Raw genomic sequence first — 16,461 nt, 5'->3', positions numbered from 1 at the left:
CGGTCGATTTTTTTGCGGCGCGCGTCCGCGCGATGCGCGGCGGGCGTCAGGCCGGCAGGTACGCGCTGGTGCGCACGTTGGCCGAGCAGAACACGCGGAATTCGACCGGGTCGCCCGGCGGCGGCTGTTCGACGATCCCGCACGCGTGCAGCACGTGCTGCAGCGCGGAAATCGCCTGGCCGTCAGGATCCTGGTCGATCGCGATGTCCATCGAACCGGCCTCGATGTAGGTGCGGTGCAGGTCGATCATCTCGTGGCCGATCCAGACGACGCGCCCGGCCGCACCCGCCTTGCGCAGCGCGGCCTCGATGCCGGCCGAGCCCGCGCCGCTGTTGTAGATCCCGACGATGTCGTCGTGCGCGTGCAGCGCGTTCGTCACCGCGCGGTAGCAGCGGTCGTCCTGGTCGAGCGTTTCGATCGGCGCGTCGTCGCAGCGGAGGTCGGGAAAGGCTTCCCGCAACTGGTCGATGCAGCCGGCCATCCGGTCGGCGTGCGCGCGGTAGCCCATCCGTCCGGCGAGCAGCAGCACGCGGCCGGGGCGCGCGGCGAGGCGGCCGATGTAGTAGCCGGCCGTGCGTCCGGCGCGGTAGTTGTCGATGCCCGCGTAGTGCACGCGGCCGACGCCGCCGATGTCGGTGACCATCGTGACGACGGTCTCGCCGCGCGCGATCGCGCCGGCCAGGGCGTCGCGCACGCGCGGCGTGTCGCGCGCGGTGACGATCAGCGCCGCGCGCCGGTACGCGGGCCGTTCGATCAGCGCGGCCGCGCGCTCGTCGTCCGCGGCGGGCAGGATGGTCCGGTGCACGACCACGCGCCGGTCGAGCATCTGCAGCGAGCGTTGCACCGCCTGCTGCAGCCGCCGGAAGAACGGGGCATCGGTGTCGGGCAGCAGCACGTCGACGTGAAGCAGCCCGTGCCGCGTGTCGGGCAACTGGCGCGGCACGCCGAGCTGGCGCGCGGCCGCGACCACGCGCTCGCGTGCCTGCGCGGACACGCTGCCGCGCTCGTTCAGCACGCGGTCGACGGTGGTCGTGCTGACCCCGGCGAGCGCCGCGATCTCGTCGAAGCGCGCGGTGCGCTTGCGCCAGCGCGGACCGGTCGGGTCGGCCATGGTCGTCTCCGTGTTCGTCTGTCGTCGCCAGCGGGGTGTGGCGCTGTCCGGAACGCTAAAGCGATGGCGAAATTTCGTCAACGTTTCGATTGAGCGGGGCATGGCCGTCGCCTAATTTTGAATGCATGCGAAGCGCGCGCCGCGCTTCCCGCAAACGAACAATCAGGAGACACGCGTGGCCCACACGAACGATCAGGCGCACGACCGCAACGCGGCGGCACGCCGTCAGGATTACCGAATGATCGGCGGTGCCGGCGAGCGTGCGCGTGCCGCGGGCCTCGTCAATGCCGCGTGGTACCGGTGCCCGGTGCCGCGGCCGCTGATGAAGCAGCTGATGCAGCGCGACGATGCGCGCGCGATCCGCGACACGCTGATCTGGTACGCGGCGATCGTCGCGAGCGGCGTGCTCGCGTGGCTCGCCTGGCGTGCGCACTCCGGGTGGGCGATCCTCGCGTTCTTCGTGTACGGCACGCTCTACTGCAGCCCGGCCGATTCGCGCTGGCACGAGTGCGGACACGGCACCGCGTTCCGCACGCGCTGGATGAACGACGTGCTGTACCAGGTCGCGTCGTTCCAGGTGTTCCGCCGCGCGACGGTCTGGCGCTGGAGCCACGCGCGCCATCACACCGACACGCTGGTCGTCGGGCGCGATCCGGAAATCGCCGCGCCGAAGCCGACCGACTGGCTCGGGCTTGCGCTGAACGTGGTCGCGCTCAAGCACGTGGCGAGCGAGCTGCGCAAGATGATCGTGCTCGCGCTCGCCGGCCGGCTCGACGCCGAGGAGCGCACCTACGTGCCCGAATCGGAGTGGCGAAAGGCCGTGCGCGAGGCGCGGATTCATCTGACCGTTTATGCGTGCGTGATCGGTGCGGCGTTGTATTGGCACACGATCCTGCCGCTGCTCTACATCGGCTTGCCGAGCCTCTACGGCGCGTGGCTGTACCTGTACTTCGGCCTCACGCAGCACGCGGGCCTGCCGGAGAACGTGCTCGATCACCGGCGCAACTGCCGGACCGTGAGGATGAATCCGGTATTCCGCTTCCTGTACTGGAACATGAACTATCACGTCGAACACCACATGTTCCCGATGGTGCCGTTCCACGCGCTGCCGAAACTGCATGAAGCCGTGAAGGCTGACATGCCGCCGCCTTACCGCAGCACGCTGGCCGCGTATGCGGAGATCGTGCCGGCGCTCGTCCGGCAGACGCGCGACCCGTCGCATTACGTCGTGCGGCCGGTGCCCGACGCGGCGCGCGCATGACCGCGCATCGAACATTCCAACGAAGGAGACACGCAACATGACGCAATGGATCGACACCGGCGCCCTCGACGACATCGACGACGAAGACGTCGCGCGCTTCGACCACGACGGCCGCACATACGCGATCTACCGGATCGACGGGAACGTGTATGCGAGCGACGGGCTGTGCACGCACGAGCACGTGCATCTCGCGGACGGGCTCGTGATCGATCACGTGATCGAATGCCCGAAGCACAACGGACGCTTCGACGTGCGCGACGGCCGGGCACTGTCGGCGCCCGCCTGCGAGAAGCTGCGCACCTACCGCGCGAAGATCGAGAACGGCCGCATCCTGATCGAGGTGTGACGCGATGGCGAACGACCGGGTGATGGCGATCGTCGGCGCGGGCCATGCGGGCGGCCGGGCGGCGCAGGTGTTGCGCGAGGGCGGCTGGCGCGGGCGCATCGTGCTGATCGGCGCGGAGGCGCACTTGCCGTACGAGCGGCCGCCGCTGTCGAAGGGCGTGCTGACCGGCGAGCGCAGCGCCGCGCAATGCGGGCTGCGCGATCCGGATGCGTGGCGCGCGGACGGCATCGAGCCGATCGTCGCGACGGTCGAGCGGATCGATCCGGTGGCGCGCGAGGTGCATGTGTCGGATGGCCGCGGCTTCGCTTGCGAAGCGCTGCTGCTCGCGACCGGCGGCCGTGCGCGCCGCCTCGCGATTCCGGGTGCGGAGCTCGCCGGCGTATTCGCGTTGCGCACGCTCGACGACGCGGCGGCGCTCGGTGCGCGGCTTGTGCCCGACGCGCGCGTCGTGCTGATCGGCGGCGGCTTCATTGGTCTCGAGGTCGCGGCGTCGGCGCGGTTGCGCGGCTGTCGCGTGACCGTGCTCGACGCGGCACCGCGCCTGCTCGGGCGTGCGGTGCCGGAGCCGATCGCGGCACGCGTGCATGCGCTGCATGCGGCGCGGGGCGTCGCGATCGGCCTGAACCGACGGCCCGTCGCGATCGAGCGCACGCAGGGCGGCGCACTGGCCGTCGTGCTCGACGACGGCGACACGCTGCTCGCCGATACGGTGGTGGCCGGCATCGGGATCGAACCGGCCGACGAACTGGCGCGCGACGCGGGGCTCGTCACCGAGCGCGGGATCGTCGTGAACGCGCGGCTCGAGACCTCGGCACGCGGCATCTACGCGGCCGGCGATGTCGCGGTGTTCCCGAGCGGGGCGTCAGGGCGGCTCGTGCGTCAGGAAACCTGGCACGGCGCGGAAACGCAGGCGCGCGTCGCCGCACGCAACATGCTCGGCGCCGACGAACCGTATCGCGAGATGCCGTGGTTCTGGTCCGATCAATACGACGCGCAGCTGCAGGTGGCCGGCGAACCGGCGCTCGGCGTGCGCACGGTCGCGCGCGTGCTCGGCGACGATGCGGAAATCCATTTCCACTTCGATGCCGGCGCACGGCTCGTCGCGGCGAGCGGCTTCGGTCGTGCGTCGGGGTTCGTGAAGGAGATGCGCGTTGCGCGCATGCTGGTCGAGCGCGGGATCGGCGCGACGCCGGAAGCGGTCGCGGATGCGGGGGTGAAGCTGAAGTCGCTGGTGTCGGCCGCGGGCGAACGCTAGCGGCGGTGGGCGAAGGAGAAGGGGAGGCGCGCGGCAGCGACTGCCGCGCGCTCGGGTTCGGGTTCGGGCCCGGACTCGGGCTCGGGCTCGGACTCGGGCTCGGACTCGGACTCGGACTCGGGCCCGGACTCGGGCTCGAACCCGAGCCCGAATGAACAAGCCCGCGCTCAGGCCATCGCGTGCAGGCGCAGATACAGGCCGGCCGCCGCGGCGCCGCCGAGCAGCGGGCCGATCACCGGCACCCACGCATAGCGCCAGTCGCTGTCGCGCTTGCCGGGGATCGGCAGCAGCGCATGCATCAGGCGCGGCGACAGGTCGCGCGCCGGGCTCATCGCATAACCGGTCGGCCCGCCGAGCGAGATGCCGATGCCGAGCACGAGCAGGCCGACCGGCAGCGCGTCGAGCGCGCCGAGGCCGACCTGCGGCGACGCGAGATAGAGCACGCCGAGGATCAGCACGAATGTGCAGATCGCTTCGGTCAGCACATTGTGCGTGGTGCTGCGGATCGCGGGCGCCGTGCAGAACACCGCGAGCTTCAGGTCCGCATCGACTTCCTTCGCGAAGTGCTGGCGATACGCGAGCCACACGAGCAAGGCGCCCGCCATCCCGCCGAGCATCTGCGCGAGGATGTAGCCGCCGACCTTCGACCACGCGAACTTGCCCGCGAGCGCGAGGCTGATCGTGACGATCGGGTTCAGGTGCGCGCCGCTGAACGATGCGGTCACGTAGACGGCGACGAACACGGCCATCGCCCAGCCCATCACGATCACGATCAGGTCCGCGCCCTTGCCCTTGGTCTTCGCCAGCAGCACGTTGGCGACCGCGCCGTTGCCGAGCAGCACGAGAATGGCGGTGCCGATGAATTCTGCAATATAAGGTGACATGTTTGTCTCTCGTAGGTCGCGGCGGACTCGCGCGTTGCGCGGTCCGCCGGTGTTGTTGTATTTCGTTCGGAGTTCTTGTGATTGCTGCCGCGGTGCTTACTGCGCGTCGTCGGCCCACGCCTTCGCGGCGCGCACCGCGCGTTGCCAGCCGGCCATGCAGCGCTCGACCTGCTCCTTCGGCATCGACGGCGAGAAGCGGCAGTCGAGCTGCCACTGGCTGCGCACTTCGTCGAGGTTCTTCCAGTAGCCGATCGCGAGGCCCGCGAGGTAGGCTGCGCCGAGCGCGGTCGTCTCGGTGATCTGCGGACGCACCGCGTCGACGCCGAGCAGGTCGGCCTGGAACTGCATCAGCAGGTCGTTCGCGCTCGCGCCGCCGTCGACGCGCAGCTCGCCGATGCTGATGCCCGAGTCGGCTTCCATCGCGGCCAGCACGTCGAGCGACTGGTACGCGATCGCGTCGAGCGCCGCGCGCGCGAGGTGCGCGGAGGTCGTGCCGCGCGTGACGCCGAACACCGAACCGCGCGCCCGTGCGTTCCAGTGCGGCGCGCCGAGGCCCGCGAACGCCGGCACGAGATAGACGCCGTCGGTATGCGGCACGCTCGCGGCGAGCGCCTCGATCTCGGCGGCCGTCTTGATGATGCCGACACCGTCGCGCAGCCACTGCACGACCGCGCCCGCGATGAAGATGCTGCCTTCGAGCGCGTACTGAACGTCGTCGCCGATCTGCCACGCGATCGTCGTGACGAGGTTGTTCTTCGACTCGATCGGCTTGTCGCCGGTATTCATCATCAGGAAGCAGCCGGTGCCGTAGGTGTTCTTCACCATGCCCGACGTCGTGCACATCTGGCCGAACAGCGCCGCGTGCTGGTCGCCGGCGATCCCCGCGAGCGGGATCTTCGACGCGAACACCGTGGTTTTCGTATGGCCGTAGATTTCCGACGACGCCTTCACTTCCGGCAGCATGCTGCGTGGGATGTCGAGCAGTTCGAGCAGCTCGCTGTCCCACTCGCGCGTGTGGATGTTGAACAGCATCGTGCGCGACGCGTTCGTCACGTCGGTCACGTGCAGCTCGTGCTTCGTGAAGTTCCACACGAGCCAGCTGTCGACGGTGCCGAACGCGAGCTTGCCCTGGAGCGCCTTGTCGCGCGCGCCCGGCACGTTGTCGAGGATCCAGCGGATCTTGGTCGCGGAGAAGTACGAGTCGATCGGCAGGCCGGTCTTCGCGCGCACCTTCGCCTCGAGGCCCTGTGCTTTCAGCGAATCGCAGAAGTCGGCGGTGCGGCGATCCTGCCATACGATCGCGTTGTAGACGGGCTGGCCCGTCTCGCGATCCCAGACGATCGTCGTCTCGCGCTGGTTGGTGATGCCGATCGCGGCGATCGACGTGCCGTTCAGGCCGGTGCGCGTGACCGCCTCGGCGGCGACACCCGCCTGCGTCGACCAGATTTCCTGCGGGTCGTGCTCGACCCAGCCGGGTTGCGGGTAGATCTGTTCGAATTCCTTCTGGGCGATCGAAACGATGTTGCCCTGGCGATCGAACAGCATTGCGCGGGAGCTCGTCGTGCCCTGGTCAAGCGCGAGGATGTACTGGTCCTGCATGTCTCTCATCTCCATCCGTGGATTGGCGTAGTTGTGATGCGCGCCGCATGTTACGCGGCGCGTCGGTGAATCAACGTCGGTCAGGCAACTGCAACTGCAAACGGATCATGCGTGCGGCGCGTGCGCGGCGGCGAACCACGCATCGACCGCGGCCGTCACCGCGTCGAGCGTGCCGGGCGCCACGTGCAGGCCGAGCTTCGAGCGGCGCCACAGCACGTCCTGCGCGCAGGTCGCCCATTCGACGTCGCGCAGGTAGCGCAGTTCGGCGTCGTGGATGCCCGGTGCGATCTCGGCGCCGAGGTCGGCGAGCGACGTCGCGCCGTCGACCACGCATTCCGCGCGCGTGCCGTACGCGCGCGCATAGCGGCGGGCAAGCGCGGCGGGCAGCCACGGATGGCGTTTCGCGAATGCGTCGGCGAACACGTCGAACTTCGCGTTCGCGATGTCGCCGCCCGGCAGCGGCGCGCCGGCCGTCCAGGTCTTCGCGTCGCGGCCGAGCGCGCGGCACAGCAGGTCGGCGGCTTCCTCCGCGAGCTTGCGGAACGTCGTGATCTTGCCGCCGAACACCGACAGCAGCGGCGCGCCGGCGCCGTCGTCCATCTCGAGGCGATAGTCGCGCGTGACAGCCGACGCGTTCGCCGCGTTTTCGTCTTCCAGCAGCGGGCGCACGCCCGAATAGGTCCAGTGCACGTCGGCCGGCGAGATCTTGCGCTTGAAGTAGCGGTTGATCGAATCGCACAGATACTGCGTCTCGTCGCGATCGATCGCGACCTTCGCCGGATCGTTCGTGTATTCGACGTCGGTCGTGCCGATCAGCGTGAAGTCGTGCTCGTACGGAATCGCGAAGATGATCCGCTTGTCCGGGTTCTGGAAGATGTAGGCGTGGTCGTGATCGAACAGGCGCCGCGTGATGATGTGGCTGCCCTTCACGAGCCGCACGCTGTGCTGCGCGCCGCGACCGAGCGCGCCGTGCAGCACTTCGCCGACCCACGGGCCGGCCGCGTTCGCGACCGCGCGCGCACGCACGACGCGGATCGAGCCGTCCGCGTGCCGCAGCCGCGCTTCCCATTCGTCGCCGCGGCGTTCCGCCGACACGAGTTTCGTGCGCGTGAGGATCTCGGCGCCGCGCTCCTTCGCATCGAGCGCGTTCAGCACGACGAGGCGCGCGTCGTCGACCCAGCCGTCCGAATACACGAAGCCGCGCTTGATCGAGTCGATCAGCGGCGCGCCGGCCGCATGGCGGCGCATGTCGATGCCGCGCGAGCCGGGCAGCAGTTCGCGCTTCGCGAGGTGATCGTAGAGGAACAGGCCGATGCGGATCAGCCAGGCCGGCCGCAGGTTCGGCATGTGCGGCATCACGAAGCGCAGCGGCCACATGATGTGCGGCGCCGCGCGCAGCAGCGTCTCACGCTCCTGCAGCGCTTTGCGGACGAGTCCGAATTCGTTGTACTCGAGGTAGCGCAGGCCGCCGTGAATCAGCTTCGTGCTGGACGACGACGTGTGCGACGCGAGGTCGTCCTGCTCGCAGAGCATGACCGACAGGCCGCGGCCGGCCGCATCGCGCGCGATGCCGGCGCCGTTGATGCCGCCGCCGACGACGAGCAGATCGTAGCGATTCGGTTGGGTCACCTGCTGTCCTTATCGTCTGATGGAAATGGGCGAACATGAAATGTTCGAATTCGAAATTTAACGAACGAAATCGAAAAAGTAAAGTTCGAAAAAGCGGGGCCAGTAGCGCGTGGCGCGATCCCGGACGATACTGGCGCAATCGACCGCTTCGCGAGGTGAATCATGCGTATTGGGATGTGGGCCGGCGCGTGCGCCGTCGTCCTGGCAGGGTGCAGCGCCGGCACGCCGCCGCTTGCCGGCAACTGGCGGGCGCCGTCGTTCGTCGATCTGCAGACGTCGTGCGGCGGCACCGCGCGCGAGTGGGGCGCGGACGCGCAGCCGGTCTATTCGACGCTGTACGACGCGTATGTGGCGAAACGGTATCGCGGGCTGACGCAGGCGAACTATTGCGCGTTCGTAAACGAACTTTCGGCGCACTATGCGGCGCCCGACGCGGCGGGGCGCGCCGGATGGGTCGCGTATTTCAACGGCGCACGCGCGCAGGCCGTCAGCTGGCGGGCTGCGGTCGATCCGACGCTGCGCGGCGGCTGACACCGGAACGCTGCGGGAGGCGGGAAAGCGAGAAAAGCGCGGGAAAAGCGGCGCGGCCGGAAATCCGGCCGGCGCGCTCAAGTCAGGAACAGCGGGACTTCAGGAATAGCGGCATTTGATGGATCGCAACGCGGCGTCGCCGGTTTCGGTCACGCAGTATTTGCGTCCCGATCCCAGCCCTTCCAGCCGCACGAGCTGCTGTTCGAGCAGCGCGTCGAGTTCATCGCGATCCATGTCCCCGTGATCGGGGGCATCCTTCACTAGCAGTAGCGTGGCGAATTCATGCGGACTCAGCATCGTTCTCTCCATGGCAATCGGTTTGCCCGCGCAGCCGGCGCAAACGCCGCTGCGCGATACCCGGCGGGGTATGGCTTGGGGGGAAAGCTGTATTCGCCGGCCTTCGGATTCGCACACGCCTTGGCACGGGCGGATCGCGCGAACGGGCCGGGGAACTGGAGTCTAGTCGAGCGCGCGGGCAACGACAAATCGTGCCCCGTTAATTTTCAGTTTGACAGGCACGCAAACCGCTAGCGGTTCAGCGGGCGCGCCAACTTCTTGATTTCACTTGAAGTTTCAGGTGCGGTGCAGCATCGCGCGGGTCATTCCGCGCGGTCATTCCGCGACGTACACCTGGGTGCCCGCGTTCGCCACTGCGTCGGCCATCTCCGGCGGCAGCGGCTTGTCGGTGAAGAGTGCATGAACCTGGCTCAGGTGGCCCTGGCGCACCAGCGCCGGACGGCCGACCTTCGAATGATCGGCGACGAGGTAGACCGTGCGCGCATGCTGCATGATCGCCTCGGCCACGCGCACCTCGCGCGTGTCGAAGTCGCGCAGCGTGCCGTCGGCCTCGATCGCCGACGTGCCGATGATCGCGTAGTCGACCTTGAACTGGCGGATGAAGTCGATCGCGAGTTCGCCGACGATGCCCTTGTCCCACGGCCGCACGATGCCGCCCGTGATCAGCACCTCGCAGTCGGGATAGCCGCTCATCATCGACGCGACGTTCAGGTTGTTCGTGATCACGTGCAGCCCGTGATGACGATTCAGTGCGCGCGCAACTTCCTCGGTCGTGGTGCCGAGATTGATGAACAGCGACGCCTGGTCGGGGATGTGCGACGCGGCGAGCGCCGCGATGCGCCGCTTCTCGTCATGGAACATCCGCTGGCGCGCGGTGTACGACACGTTCTCCGAGCTGGTCGGCAGGCTCGCGCCGCCGTGGTAGCGGCGCAGCAGGTTCAGGTCGGCGAGCCAGTTCACGTCGCGGCGGATCGTCTGCGGCGTGACCGCGAAGTGCGCGGCGAGATCGTCGACGGTCACGAAGCCGTCGCGCTGCACCCATTCGAGCAGTTCCTGCTGGCGCGCGTTGAGGGTGAGGCGGGGATCTCGGGTCATGGCTCGGCGGTCGGATCGTGAGGCGGAGCCGGTATTGTAAGGGCGGGAAGGGCGTTCGGCCGGCCTGCGGCGTATCACCGACCGGAATTCATGCGGAAAGTATATGGATTCATGTGACAAATGAATTTGTGCGATCGCGCGGATCGCGCTGCAATGGCGGACTGTCCGCGCACGCCGGTCGTGCGTCCGGCGCGTTCATTCAGCTTTCGACGAGGTGGAACCGATGACTGGCTTCAACTGGCACAACCCGTATCCGACGACCCGCATCCCGGTGTTCGCACGCAACGTCGTGTCGACGTCGCACCCGCTCGCCGCGCAGGCCGGGCTGCGGATGCTGTGGAAGGGCGGCAATGCCGTCGATGCGGCGCTGGCCGCCGCGGCCGCGATCACGGTGGTCGAGCCCGTGTCGTGCGGGCTCGGCGGCGATGCGTTCGCGCTCGTGTGGGACGGCGGCCGGCTGTCCGGGCTGAATGCGTCGGGCGTCGCGCCGGCCGCATGGAGTCCCGACTATTTCCGCAAGCGCCACGGCGAGGACGCGCACGGCATCGCGAACAAGCCGGCGCGCGGCTGGGACACCGTCACGGTGCCGGGCGTGATCGCGGGCTGGGAAGCGCTGCATGCGAAGTTCGGCTCGCTGCCGTTCGCGGACCTGCTCGAGCCGGCGATCGAGATCGCCGAGCGCGGCTATGCGGTGTCGCCGATCGTCGCGCACAAATGGGCGGCCGCGGTGCCCGAGCTGCAGGGACTGCCGGGTTTCGCCGACACCTTCATGCCGCGCGGGCGCGCGCCGCACGTCGGCGAGCGCATCTGCCTGCCGGGCCACGCGCAGACGCTGCGCACGCTCGCGAAGGACGGCCCGCGCGCGTTCTACGAAGGCGCGCTCGCCGCGCAGCTCGCGGCGTTCGCGCGCGAAGGCGGCGGCGCGCTGACCGAAGCCGACCTGCGCGCGTACCGGCCGGAATGGGTCGAGCCAATCGGCAAGCGCTTCGGCCGTCATACGATTCACGAGATCCCGCCGAACGGGCAGGGCATCGCCGCGCTGATCGCGCTCGGGATCGCCGAGCGGGCGGGCCTGAGCGAATGGCCGGTCGATTCGGTCGACTCGCAGCACCTGCAGATCGAGGCGATGAAGCTCGCGTTCGCGGACGTCTATCGCTACGTCGCCGATCCGCGCGCGATGGACCTGACGCCCGCGCAGATGCTCGACGATGCGTATCTCGCGGAACGCGCGAAGCTGATCGATCGCGCGCGCGCGACGCACTTCGCTGCCGGCCGCCCGCATTCGGGCGGCACGATCTACCTGTCCGCGGCGGACGAACGCGGGATGATGGTGAGCTTCATTCAGTCGAACTACATGGGTTTCGGTTCGGGGCTCGTCGTGCCCGGTACCGGCATTGCCCTGCAGAACCGCGGGCACGGCTTCTCGATGGATCCGGCGTCGCCGAACGTCGTCGCGGGCGGCAAGCGGCCGTTCCATACGATCATCCCCGCGTTCGTCACCGAGGAAGTCGACGGCCGCAGCGAGGCCGTGATGAGCTTCGGCGTGATGGGCGGCGACATGCAGCCGCAGGGCCACCTGCAGACCGTCGTGCGCATGCTTGGCTACGGGCAGCAGCCGCAGGCCGCCTGCGACGCGCCGCGCTGGAAGGTCAATCGCGACTTCACGCTCGACGTCGAATCGACGATGAAGCGCGAGACGGTCGACGGGCTCGCCGCGCGCGGCCATACGATCAAGTCGATCGACGATCCTTACATGGATTTCGGTTCGGGGCAGTTCGTATGGCGTCTCGATCGCGACGATCCCGACCGCGGCTACGTGGCCGCGAGCGACAGCCGTCGCGACGGTCTTGCGGCCGGTTTCTGACGGAACGCTTCCAGTGTTGTGCCCGACGGGCGGCCGGACGGCCGCCCGTTTTGCCTGGATGCCGCGCGTGCCGTCGCACGCGCGCCACCGGTTCGAACAACTCATCTAACGAACCGCACCATGCGCGGCGGAACTGCGCGCGGCGGGCATGGTCAGTGCTTTGAAGCACGAACATAAAAGTCCGGCTAAGATGCCAGCATGGTTCGGCCGGACCAATCCACTAATAAATGCAAGCAAAACGTCGCCTGCGGGCACGCCGGGCCTGTGCGAAGAGAGGGGCCGGCCGGCCGCGCGACGACTGGGAGCGCACCACCATGCCTACTGAAACGACGCATGTCATGCCGTGGCGTATCGAGGACATCGACCTGAACCGGATCGATCGTCAGCGCGCGGCCGCGAACGAGGATCTGCTGCTGTTGCTGTGCGCGTCGTCGTTCATCGAAAGCGGCTCGGATCTCTATACGAGCAACCTGAGCGAGTTCTTCAACGACGATCCGGAAGTGTCCGCGTGGCTCAACAACGCGTGGGAGCACGAGGAACTGCAGCACGGGCGCGCGCTGAAGGCGTATATCGCGCACGTATGGCCGGAGTTCGACTGGGACACCGCGTTCGCGAATTTCTTCGCCGAGTATTCGAAGACCTGCTCGGTCGACGCGTTCGAGAAGACCCGCGCGCTCGAGATGGTCGCACGCTGCGTCGTCGAGACGGGCACGGCCACGCTCTATCGCGCGATCAACGAATGCTCGGACGAGCCGGTGCTGAAGGAAATCACCGACAACATCCGCTCGGACGAAGTGCGTCACTACAAGCACTTCTTCAAGTTCTTCAAGAAGTACAACAAGCTCGAAGGCAACGGCCGTCTCGCGGTGCTCGGCGCGCTGATGCGCCGCGTGATGGAAATCAAGAACGAGGATTCCGAGATCGCGCTGCGCCACGTGTTCGCCGTCCGCTACCCGGATCGTGTCGGCGACAGTCAATACAACCGCGAGCGTGCCGCGCGCATCAGCTCGCTCGTGCGGCGCAACCTGTCGGCCGACATGTGCGTGAAGATGCTGCTCAAGCCGCTCGACCTGCCCGCGAAGATCCAGCCGAGCGTCCACTATCCGCTGACGAAGATCACGCGGCACGTGTTCATGCGCTGATCGTCACCGCGCGGTCCGGCGCGCGTATGCTGCGCGATCATCATCTGCTTTTCACCGGGGCCGCCATCATGACCGATTCCCATCGCCACGCGCTCGAACAATGGACGTTCGACGCGTGGCCGCCGGCCGTCGTTGCGCTGTTCGACGGCACCGCGCTCGAACGCCATGCCGACTTCGCCGCATCGCTGATCGTCGCGACCGACGACGGCCAGCTGCGCACGACGCTGCTCAGTGTCGGCGAGCTCCACGCGCGCGACGCACATACGCTGCTGCTCGCGCTCTGGCCGCAATCGCGCGCGGCGCGCGCGCTGACGCAACGGCGCGCGGCCGCGTTGACGCTCGTCGCGGACGGCGCATTCTTTCAGGCACAACTGAGGATCGAGCCGCTCGAAGGGGACTTCGGGGGCCTTGCCGGATTCGCTGCGACGATCGCGCACGGCGATGCGCAGCGGGTCGGCTATGCGCGTCTCGCGACCGGCGTCACGTTCGCGCTGGAAGGGGAGGCGCGCGCCGAGGTGCTCGCGCGCTGGCAGCGCCAGGTCGAGCACCTGCGGCGCGCGGCCGCGCGGCTTCAGTGACCGCGCTGGCCGCTGCGCGACGAACGGTTGCGGTTCGCGTGCGCGGCGTTGCCGTTCGCGGGGCGCGCGCCGTTGCCGCCTGACGGGCGGCCGCCACCGCTGGCGTTGCCGCTCGCGCCGCCGGCCGCGCGCGGCTTGGCCGCCTTCGCGGCCTTCGGCTGCGCATTGCCGTCGCGCTTCGCGGCCGGCTGGCCCGAGCCGCCGGCACGCGGCTGGCGATTGCCGCCGCCGCCACCGTTACCGCCACGCGGCTGCTGGCCGCGGCGTTGCTGGATCGGCTCAGGCTTCGCGGTCGGATCGGGTTCGAAGCCCGCGATCACTTCCTGCGGAATCTCGCGCTTGATCAGCCGCTCGATGTCGCGCAGCAGCTGCTTCTCGTCGACGCACACGAGCGACACGGCTTCGCCGGTCGCGCCGGCACGGCCCGTGCGGCCGATCCGGTGCACGTAATCTTCCGGCACGTTCGGCAGGTCGAAGTTGACGACGTGCGGCAACTGGTCGATGTCGATCCCGCGCGCGGCGATGTCGGTCGCGACCAGCACCTGCAGCGTGCTGTTCTTGAATTCCGCGAGCGCGCGCGTGCGGGCCGACTGGCTCTTGTTGCCGTGGATCGCCATCGCGCTGATGCCGTCCTTCGTCAGCTGCTCGGCGAGCCGGTTCGCGCCGTGCTTGGTGCGCGTGAACACGAGCACCTGGAACCAGTTGTGCTCGCGGATCAGGTGCGTGAGCAGCTCGCGCTTGCGATCGCGGTCGACCGGGTGGATCTTCTGCGCGACGCTTTCCGCGGTGGTGTTGCGGCGCGCGACTTCGATCAGCGCCGGCGAATCGAGCAGGTTGTCGGCGAGCGACTTGATCTCGTCGGAGAAGGTCGCCGAGAACAGCAGGTTCTGGCGCTGCGGCGGCAGCTTCGCGAGCACGCGCTTGATGTCGTGGATGAAGCCCATGTCGAGCATCCGGTCGGCTTCGTCGAGCACGAGGATGTCGAGATCCGACAGGTCGATCGTCTTCTGCTGCATGTGATCGAGCAGGCGCCCCGGCGTCGCGACGACGATGTCGACGCCGCGCTTGAGCGCATCGATCTGCGGATTGATGCTGACGCCGCCGAACATCACGGTCGAGCGCAGCTTCAGGTACTTGCTGTACGCGCGCACGCTTTCCTCGACCTGGGCGGCGAGTTCGCGCGTCGGCGTGAGGATCAGCGCACGCACCGCGCGCTTCGCGCCGCGATGCTCGGCGTAGAACGTGTGCAGGCGCTGCAGGATCGGCAGCGTGAAGCCGGCGGTCTTGCCGGTGCCGGTCTGCGCGCCGGCGAGCAGGTCGCCGCCGCCGAGGACGGCAGGGATCGCCTGCTGCTGGATGGGTGTCGGCGACGTGTAGCCGAGCTCGTTGACCGCCTTGACGAGCGGTTCGGCCAGGCCGAGAGATTCGAAAGACATAGATACCACTCTTGAGTTTTATGATCGGCGACGCCTCGCGCGGCCAGCGCGGGGAACGGCGTCGCAAAAAAGCAAAGGGGCGCGGCTGCGGTTTCCCGCAGCCGCGCCCCCGTTTGTGTCGCGCGCTAGTTAGTCAAGCGGCGCGGAACGCAGGTCGCTCACCTGTTGCGGCGAGATCGGCGTACCGTTGTTGCCCCACGACATCCGGATATACGTGACGACTGCCGCGACTTCCTGGTTCGACAGCGACTGTGCGAACGGCGGCATCCCGTACGGACGCGGATTCTTGAACGTGCTCGGCGGATAGCCGCCATTCAGCACCATGCGGATCGGGTTGACCGCCGATTCCATCACGATCGAATGGTTGCCCGCGAGCGGCGGATACGCCGGCGGCTTGCCCGCGCCGGTTTCGGCGTGGCAGGTCGCGCAGTTGTCCGCATAGATCTTCTTGCCCTGGTCGAACAGCGTGTTGCCGAACTGCTTCGACGGCTCGTACTGCATGTTCTTCGGCGCTTCAGCCTTCTGCGGGATCGACTTCAGGTACGTCGACATCGCGCGCGTATCTTCGTCGCTCATGTACTGCAGGCTGTTGTGCACGACGTCGGCCATCGGGCCGAACACCGCGCCCTTGTTCGACACGCCGGCCTGCAGCAGGTCCGACAGCTCCTGCACGTGCCAGTCGCCGAGGCCGAGTTCCTTGTCGTTCGTCAGCGACGGCGCATACCAGTTCTGCAGCGGGATCAGGCCGCCCGCGAAGGCTGCCGAGTTCACCGGGCCGCCCATCATGTTGATCGACGTGTGGCACATCGAGCAGTGGCCGAGGCCTTCGACGAGGTACGCGCCGCGGTTCCATTCGACCGACTTGGTCGGATCCGGCTTGTACTCGCCTTCCTTGAAGAACAGCGTGCGCCAGCCGATCAGCAGGTTGCGGTTGTTGAACGGGAACTTCAGTTCGTGCGGACGGCTCGGCACCGAGACCGGCGGGACCGAACGCAGGTACGCGTAGATCGCGTCCGAGTCGGCGCGCGTGACCTTCGTGTAGCTCGCGAACGGGAAGCCCGGGTAGAGCAGGCTGCCGTCCTTCGAACGGCCGGTGTGCATCGCGCGGTAGAAGTCGTCCGACGTCCACTTGCCGATGCCGTCCTTGTCGTCCGGCGTGATGTTCGGCGTGTACATCGTGCCGAACGGCGTCGCCATCGGCAGGCCGCCCGCGAACGACTTGCCGCCGCGCACGGTGTGGCACGCGATACAGTCGCCGACGCGCGCGAGGTATTCGCCCTTCTTGATCAGCGCGGCCTGGTCGGCCGGCGTGGCCGCGACGGCGGCAGCGCCGTGCAGCGTGTCGTTGCCCGGCCACAGGACCGGCACGAGGGCGGCGGCCGCGACGATCGCGACAGCCGAGAGTGCAAACAGGGACTTGCGTTTCATTGTGT

The 16,461-nt window shown here is 68.2% G+C and carries 15 protein-coding genes; 7 read left to right on the top strand and 8 right to left on the bottom strand.

Going from position 1 to position 16,461, the window contains the following annotated elements:
* Positions 1 to 46: 46 nt before the first annotated feature.
* Complete coding sequence (locus NQV17_RS21790; protein WP_257773833.1) at positions 47 to 1,111, bottom strand: LacI family DNA-binding transcriptional regulator; 1,065 nt, start codon at positions 1,109 to 1,111, stop codon at positions 47 to 49.
* A 121-nt stretch (positions 1,112 to 1,232) separates the two neighbouring features.
* Here NQV17_RS21790 and NQV17_RS21785 point away from each other — a divergent pair, with 121 nt between their 5' ends.
* From NQV17_RS21785 to NQV17_RS21775, 3 genes are read left to right on the top strand one after another with little or no spacing between them, the layout of a single operon-like run.
* The gene (locus NQV17_RS21785) at positions 1,233 to 2,372 is read left to right on the top strand and encodes a fatty acid desaturase family protein (protein ID WP_257773832.1); all 1,140 of its coding nucleotides are present in this window, start codon (positions 1,233 to 1,235) and stop codon (positions 2,370 to 2,372) included.
* A gap of 37 nt (positions 2,373 to 2,409) precedes the next feature.
* Positions 2,410 to 2,718 carry a non-heme iron oxygenase ferredoxin subunit gene (locus NQV17_RS21780; protein ID WP_044846790.1) on the top strand — a complete coding sequence of 103 codons (309 nt, stop codon included), beginning with the start codon at positions 2,410 to 2,412 and terminating at the stop codon, positions 2,716 to 2,718.
* A gap of 4 nt (positions 2,719 to 2,722) precedes the next feature.
* A complete protein-coding gene (locus NQV17_RS21775) occupies positions 2,723 to 3,973 on the top strand; it encodes an NAD(P)/FAD-dependent oxidoreductase (RefSeq protein WP_257773830.1) in 1,251 nt (416 codons plus the stop codon).
* 167 nt (positions 3,974 to 4,140) lie between these two features.
* On the opposite strand, the gene NQV17_RS21770 is transcribed toward NQV17_RS21775, so the two are convergent.
* The 3 genes from NQV17_RS21770 to glpD all read right to left on the bottom strand — a co-directional run bounded on the left by NQV17_RS21770 (position 4,141) and on the right by glpD (position 8,085).
* A complete protein-coding gene (locus NQV17_RS21770; RefSeq protein WP_044846788.1) occupies positions 4,141 to 4,857 on the bottom strand; it encodes an MIP/aquaporin family protein in 717 nt (238 codons plus the stop codon).
* A gap of 96 nt (positions 4,858 to 4,953) precedes the next feature.
* Complete coding sequence (gene glpK, locus NQV17_RS21765; RefSeq protein ID WP_257773829.1) at positions 4,954 to 6,456, bottom strand: glycerol kinase GlpK; 1,503 nt, start codon at positions 6,454 to 6,456, stop codon at positions 4,954 to 4,956.
* Between the two features lie 105 nt (positions 6,457 to 6,561).
* On the bottom strand, positions 6,562 to 8,085 hold the full coding sequence (gene glpD, locus NQV17_RS21760; RefSeq protein ID WP_257773828.1) for a glycerol-3-phosphate dehydrogenase: 1,524 nt from the start codon (positions 8,083 to 8,085) through the stop codon (positions 6,562 to 6,564).
* Between the two features lie 162 nt (positions 8,086 to 8,247).
* Here glpD and NQV17_RS21755 point away from each other — a divergent pair, with 162 nt between their 5' ends.
* Positions 8,248 to 8,616, top strand: a complete 369-nt coding sequence (locus tag NQV17_RS21755) for a hypothetical protein (protein WP_257773827.1) — start codon at positions 8,248 to 8,250, stop codon at positions 8,614 to 8,616.
* 99 nt (positions 8,617 to 8,715) lie between these two features.
* Here the strand turns inward: NQV17_RS21755 and NQV17_RS21750 are convergent, their stop codons facing one another.
* Together NQV17_RS21750 and NQV17_RS21745 are read right to left on the bottom strand one after the other, a co-directional pair.
* Complete coding sequence (locus NQV17_RS21750; protein WP_044846784.1) at positions 8,716 to 8,913, bottom strand: hypothetical protein; 198 nt, start codon at positions 8,911 to 8,913, stop codon at positions 8,716 to 8,718.
* Positions 8,914 to 9,228: 315 nt separating this feature from the next.
* Entirely contained in the window at positions 9,229 to 10,008 is a 780-nt protein-coding gene (locus NQV17_RS21745; protein ID WP_044846783.1) for a DeoR/GlpR family DNA-binding transcription regulator, read from the bottom strand.
* A 223-nt stretch (positions 10,009 to 10,231) separates the two neighbouring features.
* Here NQV17_RS21745 and NQV17_RS21740 point away from each other — a divergent pair, with 223 nt between their 5' ends.
* The 3 genes from NQV17_RS21740 to NQV17_RS21730 all read left to right on the top strand — a co-directional run bounded on the left by NQV17_RS21740 (position 10,232) and on the right by NQV17_RS21730 (position 13,592).
* Entirely contained in the window at positions 10,232 to 11,872 is a 1,641-nt protein-coding gene (locus tag NQV17_RS21740) for a gamma-glutamyltransferase family protein (protein WP_257773826.1), read from the top strand.
* A 314-nt stretch (positions 11,873 to 12,186) separates the two neighbouring features.
* Positions 12,187 to 13,014 carry a ferritin-like domain-containing protein gene (locus NQV17_RS21735; protein ID WP_044846781.1) on the top strand — a complete coding sequence of 276 codons (828 nt, stop codon included), beginning with the start codon at positions 12,187 to 12,189 and terminating at the stop codon, positions 13,012 to 13,014.
* 68 nt (positions 13,015 to 13,082) lie between these two features.
* Positions 13,083 to 13,592: a hypothetical protein gene (locus NQV17_RS21730; RefSeq protein WP_257773825.1), complete on the top strand. Its 510-nt coding sequence runs from the start codon at positions 13,083 to 13,085 to the stop codon at positions 13,590 to 13,592.
* Here NQV17_RS21730 and NQV17_RS21725 read toward each other — a convergent pair.
* Both NQV17_RS21725 and NQV17_RS21720 read right to left on the bottom strand, forming a co-directional pair.
* On the bottom strand, positions 13,586 to 15,028 hold the full coding sequence (locus NQV17_RS21725) for a DEAD/DEAH box helicase (protein WP_257773824.1): 1,443 nt from the start codon (positions 15,026 to 15,028) through the stop codon (positions 13,586 to 13,588). The two genes, NQV17_RS21730 and NQV17_RS21725, sit on opposite strands and share 7 nt — an antisense overlap.
* Positions 15,029 to 15,157: 129 nt before the next feature.
* Positions 15,158 to 16,456: a cytochrome c gene (locus tag NQV17_RS21720; protein ID WP_044844543.1), complete on the bottom strand. Its 1,299-nt coding sequence runs from the start codon at positions 16,454 to 16,456 to the stop codon at positions 15,158 to 15,160.
* Positions 16,457 to 16,461 lie beyond the last annotated feature (5 nt).

This window comes from Burkholderia sp. SCN-KJ (assembly GCF_024656005.1).
Taxonomy (GTDB): domain Bacteria; phylum Pseudomonadota; class Gammaproteobacteria; order Burkholderiales; family Burkholderiaceae; genus Burkholderia.
This window is presented reverse-complemented; position numbering and strand designations above follow the sequence as displayed.

What these genes read in the sequence shown, in the direction of transcription:
- NQV17_RS21790 (WP_257773833.1), bottom strand. Translation starts at nt 1,111, where the DNA reads ATGGCCGACCCGACCGGTCCGCGCTGGCGCAAGCGCACCGCGCGCTTC.
- NQV17_RS21785 (WP_257773832.1), top strand. Translation starts at nt 1,233, where the DNA reads ATGCATGCGAAGCGCGCGCCGCGCTTCCCGCAAACGAACAATCAGGAG.
- NQV17_RS21780 (WP_044846790.1), top strand. Translation starts at nt 2,410, where the DNA reads ATGACGCAATGGATCGACACCGGCGCCCTCGACGACATCGACGACGAA.
- NQV17_RS21775 (WP_257773830.1), top strand. Translation starts at nt 2,723, where the DNA reads ATGGCGAACGACCGGGTGATGGCGATCGTCGGCGCGGGCCATGCGGGC.
- NQV17_RS21770 (WP_044846788.1), bottom strand. Translation starts at nt 4,857, where the DNA reads ATGTCACCTTATATTGCAGAATTCATCGGCACCGCCATTCTCGTGCTG.
- glpK (WP_257773829.1), bottom strand. Translation starts at nt 6,456, where the DNA reads ATGCAGGACCAGTACATCCTCGCGCTTGACCAGGGCACGACGAGCTCC.
- NQV17_RS21755 (WP_257773827.1), top strand. Translation starts at nt 8,248, where the DNA reads ATGCGTATTGGGATGTGGGCCGGCGCGTGCGCCGTCGTCCTGGCAGGG.
- NQV17_RS21750 (WP_044846784.1), bottom strand. Translation starts at nt 8,913, where the DNA reads ATGCTGAGTCCGCATGAATTCGCCACGCTACTGCTAGTGAAGGATGCC.
- NQV17_RS21745 (WP_044846783.1), bottom strand. Translation starts at nt 10,008, where the DNA reads ATGACCCGAGATCCCCGCCTCACCCTCAACGCGCGCCAGCAGGAACTG.
- NQV17_RS21740 (WP_257773826.1), top strand. Translation starts at nt 10,232, where the DNA reads ATGACTGGCTTCAACTGGCACAACCCGTATCCGACGACCCGCATCCCG.
- NQV17_RS21735 (WP_044846781.1), top strand. Translation starts at nt 12,187, where the DNA reads ATGCCTACTGAAACGACGCATGTCATGCCGTGGCGTATCGAGGACATC.
- NQV17_RS21730 (WP_257773825.1), top strand. Translation starts at nt 13,083, where the DNA reads ATGACCGATTCCCATCGCCACGCGCTCGAACAATGGACGTTCGACGCG.
- NQV17_RS21725 (WP_257773824.1), bottom strand. Translation starts at nt 15,028, where the DNA reads ATGTCTTTCGAATCTCTCGGCCTGGCCGAACCGCTCGTCAAGGCGGTC.
- NQV17_RS21720 (WP_044844543.1), bottom strand. Translation starts at nt 16,456, where the DNA reads ATGAAACGCAAGTCCCTGTTTGCACTCTCGGCTGTCGCGATCGTCGCG.